We start from the raw sequence: 10,237 nt of genomic DNA on the forward strand, positions 1-10,237 counted from the left end.
CTTTGCCAAGATAGGCAGCAGCTTCTTTTAAATACATAATTCTAGACATAAAAAAATCTCACCACCTTGTAGCGAGATTATAACACACTTTATAATACTTAAGAAACACAATTACACATATATTTTTAAACTTGTTGAAACTCCAATTTTCATAGCAATCCCCCTGTCCAATTTTAATAAAAATAGCACTTTATATTTTTTAGTCAATGAAAAAAGCAGCAATGAAATTAATCATTGCTGCAAAACTCCAATTATCAATAGTGATCCTTACATGAATATATAGTTATCATTGATTTATGACAATCATAGACGATCCGATTTTTCGAATCGATTCGTCTTGACCATAACCCTGATAGATTTCTCTTTAAGGGCTCAGGCTTACCAATACCTGTAAATGGATGTCTTTTCATATCTTTCACAAGATCGTTTATTCTTGATACCTTTTTATAATCACCATCGTCATACCAATACACATAGTCGTTCCAACCATCATCCGTCCATGCTACGATCATGATTTTGTTACCTGCTCAGGATCAATTAGTTCATGTTGCTTTATCGTGCCTTCACTAACTTGTTTACGCCCTCTTTCAATCTTGTCCATTAGGTATTGATTAGATTGAATTTCTAATGTCTCAACCAAGGCATCATAATCTTCTTTACCTAATACAACCACATTATCCTCTGGTTCTTTATTAGTTACGATCAAAGGTTCACTATCATCATTGACTTGCTTAAAATAATGCTTTAAATTTTTACGAAAATTACTGTAATTAACCGCATCCATAGACTAATCCCTCCTTATATTGTACAACTTATTGTACTATATTTTTACTTATATTACTACCAAAAGCAATAATCGTAAATGGTTGAAAAAATGATTAACCATGGGACAGTTCAATTAGAGACACATTGTGGTGATCATTTGACCGCTCTTCTTTACAAAAAAAGCAATGATCTAGTCGACCACTGCTATTTATTTACTTCTTTTTCTCAATCACAAAATAATATCCTGCTGTCAAAATTTGAGCAACTCCCTCAAGTGCAATCGCCCAATCTGCACCAAAACGCGCTACAATCAGCCCGCCTAAAAATGAGCCAATCGGAATCATCGATGACAGAATCGAATCATTGATCGTCTCTACTCGACCTAAAACATGCGGACTAAAACTCTCTTGGACCAATACCTCAAAGTTAATATTCATCATCACAATCCATAATTCGGACGTGAAAAACAGAATTAACAGCAAAATTGGCATCCCTTTGGGCACAGCTGGCTCAAGCACAATCGCCAAGCCCGATAATACAAGACATACAACGACCAATCTTTCTATCTTGTTTTTATCAAAAGTTAGTCGCTGTACCAATACACTTCCAACTAGCCCACCTATTGATGAAGCTAGTTCTAAACTACCATAGCCAATCGCTGATTTAGTCAAATGCTCCGTTGCAAAATATGGCAATCCCACAGACGAAATACCGTAAAAAAGATTAGTCACTGCAAAAGGCATAATCAACCGTGCTATCTTGCCTTCATCTTTCAAAGTATGCCAGCCCTTAAGCAAATTTTGCCAATAATTTTCCGCAAAATATTCGTTCGCAGAATCAGGCAATAATAATTTCCTGGGTAATATCAACTTAGCATAAAAAGCTAACGCTCCTGCAAAAAATACTGCAGAAATAATCACCGTGAAATCAAGTGACACCCAAGTAATCAATAATGTTGCGCCGCATTTAAGAATAAATCGAGTGTTTTATAAGTCATCTGAAAAACGCCGTTTACTTTTGTTAGTTTCGCTTTCGAAACAATGACTGGTAAAATTTTTTCTTCTGCAGGATAAATCAAAGTCGAGCCAATCGTGGAAATAATATATACCACTAATAAAAGCCAAATCACTAAGTCGCGCCAAAACTCAACTTGAAACAATAGCGCCGTGATTACGCTAGTTGCTATTTGCACTATCGTAACAGTCTTAAGCATCTTTTTGATATAGATGCGATCAATTAGTGGACCCAAAGTAAACGACAGCATATCAATTGATGAGTCCGCAATGAAAATCAGGGACAAAATCACTGGTGAATTAAAGCGCACCTTAAAGAACCACAAAATTGCCATGTAAAATAGTGAATCTGCGATGTTAGTTAACACTCGTCCAGCTAATAATCGTCTGACATTGACATTTTCTTTTTCGATTAAGTTAAACATTTTCCCATTCCTTTTCACAACACTGCTAATGTCGCTGAAAGCCAGGGAAAATTACTATTCAGTTGTAGTTTAAAATCCCAGACTTTCAGCTAAAAATCTGGGTTAAGCCTTAAGTAGCGTTTGACGAATGAAAGGAAATAATTCATTCTCAAACTTAAACCTAAAATGTCGCGCATTTTAGTCCTCGCTTTCTGTAAAAATTAAGGTAATTATAGCACGAATACACGAATAATAGTTACTCTATTCTCATGTTTTTAGCATTTTCATTCACTTGCAAATCGTGACTTATGATAATAACCAAATTAGTCTGCGCTATTTCCTGCAATAACTTTAACAAATCATTTTGTAGTTCAGGATAGATATTCGCCAATGGCTCATCTAGTAAAAAGCATTGTGCATTAGTTTTCAAAATAGCAGAATATAATTTCACTAATTGTATTTCGCCTGTTGATAGTTCACTCATCTCTCTATCTAAAACTTTCTCAATTTTAAATTGTGATGAATTAAAGACTTTTGCAAAATACTCATTTTTATCAATCTGACTTTTATTAGGATATGATCCTAAATAGTCTCTTACAGAACAATTAGGAAGCGGTGTATCTTGAAATAGACAACTTATATTCGATTCTCTCAGTTTTCTTTTATTAATCAAATCAGCATTTACACCATTTATGGTGATTTTTCCTTCTTTTTTTGGTGTATATAATCCTATTATTGTTCTAAGAAAAGTTGATTTTCCGATTCCATTTCTACCCCTTACAACATAAAATCCAGGAGCAACAAAAGTAGCAGAAATTTTTCTAGTAAACAATGGTGTTTTTCCATCTAAATAAATATTAAAATCCTGTACCTGAATCGAATTTATTTTGGAAACTGCTTTTTCACCATCTTGCTCATCTTTCATGGATAGTAAATTGTTGATTCTCAGCCGGGCTACCCTGAATGATTCAAAGTTAAACAAAATAGAAAAAGCTTCATCTACTTCTCCCAAAAGTTGGTCAAAATATTGAAAAATGATTGAAAAAGAACCAATTGTCATCTTGCCGGAAATTACTGATAAACCGCCATTAATAAACAATACTAACTGAAAAATAAGTTGTAAAACAATCTCGCTATTAGACATATTTAAATTGAGAAGAAAATCCCGCTTAGCAACGTCTAAAAGCGTTCTTTTTGTATTACTCCATCTTTCATTTTCTATTTTCTCTCTTTGATTACCCTTTATTTCAATGTATCTACTTAACCATTCGGTAAAGCCTGAAAAGTATTCATTATAGGCTTCTTTCAACTTCAAACTAACTTTGAAAATCTTAGGCCGTAAAAATAAATATATGACACTATATGCAGGCAACAGGATCACTATCAGTAACAAAAAACTAGAGCCAGCTGTAAATAAATACGTAAAAATCAAGACTGAGGAAAGCACGATTGAAATTATTTGATTTACAGTTTGGAAGAAAAAAGTCAACACTTCAGTAGTGTCCTCAGTAATTCTGTCTGCCATTCGAACTGAATTCATTTTTGTGACTTTCAGTGTATCCTTTGAATACAATTCCTTTATTATTGCATCGTTAACTTCTATATTTATTTTTCTGAATTCTAGAATTTGAATTTTATTCATGAAATATGACAACAAAAGTCTTATAAGACTTAGGGTGATTATTAATATAATGCTGCGTATAAATGAATCTCTATCAGCCTTATACACTAAAGAATTTAGCAGCATTCCTTCCAAATAAACATTAAAAGTTAAAATGCCAGTACTGATAATATTCATTCCTAATAGAAGCCAATATTCAACTTTATACTTTTTATCAATTTTGCTAAAAATCATATGCATAGCGTCACCTAATTCTGAACAGCAATCCAAGATATTAAAATATGATGAATATAAAATTAGACAAATTCTATATTTTTATTACTCCTATGTCAATACTAAAAAGATTGATTTTATTTCACTTTCCTGCCTGTATCTGATAATATGTAGTCATCAACTATCTAATAACTACATTTTTACTACACAGAGGTGCAATTATGACTGAAAAAGCTGCAATCAATGTCCGTGTTAACCAAGAAACTAAACAAAACGCAGAAAAAGTATTAAACAAACTTGGCATCCCGATGTCAGTTGCAATTGACATGTACTTACGACAAATTGCATTGACTGGAGGAATTCCTTTTGATTTGTCCTCAAAGAAAAGAAAAAACAAAAACGACCACGACACCGCTATGATGGTCGCCGAGGCCACTGCTCAGTATGAAGTCGTTAAATCCAACTGGGAAGATAAATTAGCCGAACTTACTCCTGACTGGATGAATATGAATAAGATGACTAAAGAGGAGCTTGAAGCAAGGTTGGCTAAGCATGCCCAAGATGCAAGAGATGATAAAAGTGTCGAAATTAGTAAAACTTTTAGCGAACTGAATAAAGAATTAGGAATTTAAATTTCATGCAAGAATATACTGTCAAATCAACTCCTAACGTATCTGTAGAACTTAAAGAGATATATAGCTCTATCTTGCAATTATCTCAATCTCCAAAAACTGCTCAAAATTATGTAGAAGATCTTGAGCAAACTATGCAAGCGTTAAATTATTTTCCAGAAAGATATAGAAAAACTCCTTCAAGAAAATACCGACGAGTTAATTTCAAAAAAATATGCTATATTCTACTTTATCGAAAACGATACTGTACACATTATTGATGTCATACTAGCTTCATCAAGTACAGTATTCAAATATTAATCCTTTGCCCCATTCTAGCTATTAAGCTATACTAGACAGAAGAAATTAAACGAACTAAGGGACAATAAAATGAGCGATAAATTAATTAAAATTGCATATCTCTACGAAGATTTAATGAATACTTACGGTGACTCAGGCGATGTTAAAATCTTGAGCTTTTTACTAAAGCGTGAAGGCTACGACACTCAAGTTGATAATATTTCACTTGGTGACGAATTCAACGCCTTTGACTACGATTTCGTTTTCTTCGGCGGCGGCCAGGACTTTGAACAAACTGTTGTCGCTAAAGACTTGCCACGTCACAAAGAAACATTGAGAAAATACATCAACGATGACAAGCCGATGCTTTGCATTTGTGGTGGTTACCAACTAATGGGTAGTTACTACAAGACTAATTATGGCGTAACTATTCCAGGTTTGGATATTTTGCCACTACACACAGTCTTCAAGAGCGACAAGCGAATGATCGGTGACACCCGTTACATGACCGAATGGGGTGAGGTTAAGGCTTTTGAAAACCACTCTGGTCAAACTTACTTCGACAACAAAGACAAGTTGCATCCCCTCGGCGACATGATCGAAGGCTACGGCAACAACCCACAAGACCACGTTGAAGGCCTGCGCTACCGTAACTTCATCGGTTCATACTCACATGGCCCACTACTTAAAAATACTAATGTTGCTAATGCCATCATGAAAATGATTATCGCTTGGCATCAAGAACGTGTTAGTGAAGCCAAAAAAGTCACAGAATAAAAAATGACCCAGTCAGAATTTCTGACTGGGCTTTTTCATTATCAAATTAATTTAAAACACGTTTAGCAGCTGAGGGATAAAAGTAGGCACTGATAGCCTGCTTTCTCACCCCTTGACTAGGAGTTGCAGCATGCACATATTGTCCATTACCAACATAAATACCAACGTGGTAAGGGGCTGAGGCAGAACCCCAGAATAATAAGTCACCTTTTTTAAGATGGCTTAACGAAACCTTTTTACCCTTAGTAACTTGACCATAAGTAGTCCTTGGTAATGTCTTTTTAGCGGCTTTTTTATAAACGTATTGAGCTAAGCCAGAGCAGTCAAAGGCTGAAGGGCCAGTAGCGCCGTAAACGTAACGCTTACCTACTTGCTTTTTAGCAAGACCAGCAACTGCTTCACGTTTTTCTGTAGTGCTTTGCTCTGCTGCGTGCACAGTTTGTGTTTGGTTAGGAACATTAATAAAAGAAATTCCTGTGAAAAATACTGATAAAACTGCGGCAAACTTAACTAAATTACGTCTAAAACTCAATTGACATTTCTCCTTAATTACTTTTTATCTTTCGACGCTTTATATATTACCTGAGAAATATTACAACTATGTTTTAAAAGTAATACTATCTAATTAAGCAAAACTACAGAAAATGTCTTATTTTGTAATTTTGATAAGAAAGAGCTTATGTTTCTTTTCTCAACTTGAAAAATTTTTCACTTTTCTATATGCTATTAACATTGATTACAGGAGTTGAACAAACAATATGGAGAAAATAGACAGTTATGCACGACATTTTTTAATACTGATAGCCTTAATTCTGGGCCTTTCACTAGTTTCAGAATTTCGTGATCTATCATCTTACGCTCCATCAATGATCAACCTAGCCTGCCTATCTATCGCAACCGCCTGCACCTTCGCTTCAGGAATTACTTTACAATTTAAAAGACTAAATATTGTAACTATTATCCTAGCAGCCATCTTAATTTCGATCTCCGTCTTCTTTTGGATCGAATTTTCTTCTCTTGCCTTAATCACCAGCATCTTCATTGTCTATGGCATTATTACATTACTTGTCTGTTTAACTAATTTAATCTATTTCAAAAAAAGAGAGGTCGATTAAAACCTCTCTTTTTTATTCATGTACTTTATGTTTCTTTGGCTGTTTTGGTGTTAAGTTCAAAGCCATAGCTGCTAGCACAACCAGAATTGAACCTACCCAGTCCATTGGCATCATAACTAAACCAAAACAGAGAACTGAGCCTACCGTTGCGGAGAACGGTTCAAATGCATCAAGCAAGCTGGCTGTGGATGGAATAACGTAACGCAAGGCGTTAGCCATAATCTGAAATGGGATAATCGTTCCAATGATAATTACGGCACTGGTATATAACCAAACAGCTGGCTTATTAGGAATAGCTTGGAATTGCGGATGGATAATCACCAAACTGATTCCTGCAAACAGCATCCCCCAGCCAGTCACCACCATGCTGGATACTCTTTTAACAATATTAACTGGAATCAGAGTATATGTTGCTTCACCTACTGCTGAAAGCAGACCCCAGAATAATGCGACCGGCGTAATGGCCAAATGATCAAATTGTCCGTGCGTTGACAGCAAAAAGACACCGATGAAAGCCGCAATCGCAGCCAAGATATCCAACCTACGCATGACTTGCTTATGAGTAAAAGCCAAATATCCTAATACGAAAAATGGGCCGATGAATTGTAAGATAGTAGCGATCGAAGCGTTAGCTACCTGAATACACATGAAATAAAATAATTGCACGGGCAATAATCCGAAGATTCCGTAAGCGAAAATTACTAACGCATCATGCTTATTCTTTAATGTAGCAAGTGGCTTTTGCTTTAAAGCTCCTGCCAAAAGCAGAAGTACGATTCCTGAAATAATCAACCGAATTTGGGTCAACCACATCGGCGTTATTTTAGCACTAATATTGAATAAACCTTTAGCAAAAAGACCGGAGATTCCCCACATGACAGCGGCTAAGGCTGCCAGAAAAGTCCACAGTCTACGTGTTTTTGGATCAATCATTATTCAATTTTCCCTTTTTCTTTCTTGGAGAAATATTCAAAGCCATTGCAGCTAAAACAACTAAGATTGAACCGATCCAGTCCATTGGTGCCATAACCAAGCCAAAGCATAAAACTGAACCTACCGTTGCAGAGAATGGTTCAAATGCATCAAGCAAACTTGCAGTAGATGCCTTGATGAAACGCAATGAATTAGTCATCAACTGGAATGGAATCAAAGTACCAATCACAATAACGGTAGCCACATCAAGCCAAACGTGTGGTGTATTAGGAATATGTGGCATCTGTGGGTGAACGATTATCAAGCAGATTCCCGCAGATAAAAGGCCCCAACCTGTAACGACTAAGCTTGAAACGCGTTTTAAAACGCCGATCGGAATCAAGGTATTAGTTGCTACACCAACGGCTGAGAGCAAGCCCCAGAATAAAACGCTTGGCGTAATGGCAAAGTGATTAAAACGACCGTGTGTCGCAAGCAAAACAACCCCAATAAAGGCACAGATCGCTGCAATCACATCAATCCGGCGCATTACTTGTTTATGCGTAAAGGCTAAATATGCCATTACGAAAAATGGACCGATGAACTGTAAAATTGTGGCAATTGAAGCGTTAGATTGTTGCACAACGATAAAGTAAAATAATTGCACGGGTAATAAACCAAAAATACCGTAAGCAATAATTACCCAAGCATCATGTTTATTCTTCATCGTAGCGATTGGCTTTTGCTTTAAGAATCCAGCTACGATCAACAAGATAATACCAGATGTGACCATTCTGATTTGTGAAAGCCACATTGGCGTGATGGACGGACTCGTATTAAATAAGCTCTTGGCAAATAAACCTGAGATTCCCCACATAACACAGGCTAGGGCAGCCAAGAATGCCCAAAGACGACGTTGTTTTTGTGTAACCATTCTTCTTAAACCTCAACTATACTAAACTAGCAACCTATATCATAACAAAAACGGACTAGCTTGAACTAGTCCGTTAATTTTTTATTCATTTTAAATTTTTACAGTTTAGCTTGTAAGGAAAGCACGATTGCACTAACACTACCAATAATTCCTATAATGACAGGAACCAACATCTCATGCTGGATAGGTAAAACTGCGAGTAAAAATACTATTGCTAAAATCGCAGAAACACGCATCGTCTTTTTATTTGCAACAATAATAGCAATAAAGACTATTGCTAGCAAGATTACACAAGCAAAATCGCCGTAAAGTGACGCATTCTCAAGCGCCGTCGCGTGTTGGATTTTTAATGGTGCATTCAAAATATCGTCCCAGAGTTTACGTCCAAATGCAATGTCTGCTGCTACGTTTACCCAGAAAGTAACTATTTCGAAAAATCTGATAAAGAATAAACGATTAAGACGAATGCTAGTGATCGTTTCCCATAATGTATCACGCTTTTTAAAGCTGACAGCTGAATCACCTTTATCGAAGATCCAACCGACTAATAAATAAATGAAAATTGCTATCCCTTGAAATACTACTAAATGCATGAAAACAGAAAAGTTAAAAACTAGTGTCAACATCAGAATTACTACATAAACGAATTCTGAGATCAACAATATTCTCTTCCATTTACGACTATGTAACCAATGATTAAGCTCTTGCTTGTTCATGTGGTCGTCCATTTGTCCATTCATATTCTCACCCTTTTTTAATCATTTGTCTAATTTAACTAGAATTATATTCCTTCTTTTCGATTTGTCCATCATTTTTTCTAAAAAATAAAAAGGCGTAAAATCCCTATATTTTAGCCTTTTCTACGTGTTATTTTCAACTATATATACATTTTTAATGACTTAATTTAAGTATTTAAATCCAGATATATACATCTGATAGCTCGATATTTATTCTCATTTTGTTCTAATTGTGTTTCTTAAACAAATACATAGCTATATTTTCTAAAAAATTTCTTCATCTTCATTATCTAAATTGAAGAAAATTACATTAGGTGCTGGTGTAGTCTTTCCAGTTCGTTTATCATACTTGCCGCCAAAATATTCATAACGAAATTTCCCTTTACCAAATGGATCTTCACGGCATAAAAACACAACATAAGCTGCCTTGAATTCTTCTTCAGGGCAATCCAATCTACCGAAGATAATTTCTTCCTGATAGCCATTAGCCACTTCAAGAATGTTTTCACCTGCTCGTTGTGAACCTACTTGGATTATCAAACCATACTTGCTGCGTTTTGCATCCCGTGCGATTACGTGAACCACTGCTCGTTCTCCCAAAGCATTTCCGTTCACGTCATCAAGCGATTGCACTTCTTTGATATCAAGCTCTGGAAACAATCGCTGCACCGCAGAAAGTAATTTATCATTATACTTCTTCAAAATTCCAGCGGTTAAATGGTCCACCATCTCTGCCGACAGTTCGTTGTTTAACATAATAAAACCTCATTCCAAAAAAATCAATGTCATTAAGTTAAGACATTGACAAATTGAAAAGAGTCGAATCGTTGTGATT

11 protein-coding genes and 1 pseudogene are annotated in these 10,237 nt (G+C 35.6%); 3 read left to right on the plus strand and 9 right to left on the minus strand.

All coding sequences use genetic code 11. The features are described from left to right. Nucleotides 1-254 precede the first annotated feature (254 nt). The 4 genes and pseudogenes from CP355_RS08580 to CP355_RS08595 form a co-directional block, all read right to left on the minus strand. Nucleotides 255-512: a Txe/YoeB family addiction module toxin gene (locus CP355_RS08580; protein ID WP_025006274.1), complete on the minus strand. Its 258-nt coding sequence runs from the start codon at nt 510-512 to the stop codon at nt 255-257. Then, the gene (locus CP355_RS08585; RefSeq protein ID WP_013087009.1) at nt 509-784 is read right to left on the minus strand and encodes a type II toxin-antitoxin system Phd/YefM family antitoxin; all 276 of its coding nucleotides are present in this window, start codon (nt 782-784) and stop codon (nt 509-511) included. Before CP355_RS08585 ends, CP355_RS08580 begins: the two co-directional genes overlap by 4 nt. 193 nt (nt 785-977) lie before the next feature. Next, nucleotides 978-2,203, minus strand: a pseudogene (locus CP355_RS08590) (MFS transporter). A gap of 235 nt (nt 2,204-2,438) precedes the next feature. Next, entirely contained in the window at nt 2,439-4,043 is a 1,605-nt protein-coding gene (locus tag CP355_RS08595) for an ABC transporter ATP-binding protein (protein WP_098044337.1), read from the minus strand. Between the two features lie 194 nt (nt 4,044-4,237). On the opposite strand from CP355_RS08595, the gene CP355_RS08600 reads away from it, so the two are divergent. From CP355_RS08600 to CP355_RS08610, 3 genes are all read left to right on the plus strand, one after another. Next, entirely contained in the window at nt 4,238-4,648 is a 411-nt protein-coding gene (locus CP355_RS08600; protein WP_025006447.1) for a type II toxin-antitoxin system RelB/DinJ family antitoxin, read from the plus strand. A 5-nt stretch (nt 4,649-4,653) separates the two neighbouring features. Further along, complete coding sequence (locus tag CP355_RS08605; RefSeq protein WP_232792154.1) at nt 4,654-4,908, plus strand: type II toxin-antitoxin system RelE/ParE family toxin; 255 nt, start codon at nt 4,654-4,656, stop codon at nt 4,906-4,908. Between the two features lie 109 nt (nt 4,909-5,017). Next, nucleotides 5,018-5,704, plus strand: coding sequence for a type 1 glutamine amidotransferase (locus CP355_RS08610; protein WP_098044338.1), 687 nt, complete (start codon nt 5,018-5,020; stop codon nt 5,702-5,704). Nucleotides 5,705-5,750: 46 nt separating this feature from the next. On the opposite strand, the gene CP355_RS08615 is transcribed toward CP355_RS08610, so the two are convergent. The 5 genes from CP355_RS08615 to CP355_RS08640 all read right to left on the minus strand — a co-directional run bounded on the left by CP355_RS08615 (nt 5,751) and on the right by CP355_RS08640 (nt 10,158). Beyond that, nucleotides 5,751-6,236: a C40 family peptidase gene (locus tag CP355_RS08615; protein WP_087176594.1), complete on the minus strand. Its 486-nt coding sequence runs from the start codon at nt 6,234-6,236 to the stop codon at nt 5,751-5,753. Between the two features lie 595 nt (nt 6,237-6,831). Further along, a complete protein-coding gene (locus tag CP355_RS08625) occupies nt 6,832-7,752 on the minus strand; it encodes a DMT family transporter (RefSeq protein ID WP_098044339.1) in 921 nt (306 codons plus the stop codon). Beyond that, nucleotides 7,745-8,665, minus strand: a complete 921-nt coding sequence (locus CP355_RS08630; RefSeq protein ID WP_098044340.1) for a DMT family transporter — start codon at nt 8,663-8,665, stop codon at nt 7,745-7,747. Before CP355_RS08630 ends, CP355_RS08625 begins: the two co-directional genes overlap by 8 nt. 98 nt (nt 8,666-8,763) lie before the next feature. Beyond that, the gene (locus CP355_RS08635; protein WP_098037091.1) at nt 8,764-9,405 is read right to left on the minus strand and encodes a hypothetical protein; all 642 of its coding nucleotides are present in this window, start codon (nt 9,403-9,405) and stop codon (nt 8,764-8,766) included. Between the two features lie 261 nt (nt 9,406-9,666). Continuing rightward, nucleotides 9,667-10,158 carry a hypothetical protein gene (locus tag CP355_RS08640; protein WP_098036457.1) on the minus strand — a complete coding sequence of 164 codons (492 nt, stop codon included), beginning with the start codon at nt 10,156-10,158 and terminating at the stop codon, nt 9,667-9,669. Between the last annotated feature and the right edge of the window lie 79 nt (nt 10,159-10,237).

Origin of the sequence: Lactobacillus sp. UMNPBX4 (assembly GCF_002554115.1) — a bacterium.
Lineage (GTDB): Bacteria > Bacillota > Bacilli > Lactobacillales > Lactobacillaceae > Lactobacillus > Lactobacillus gallinarum.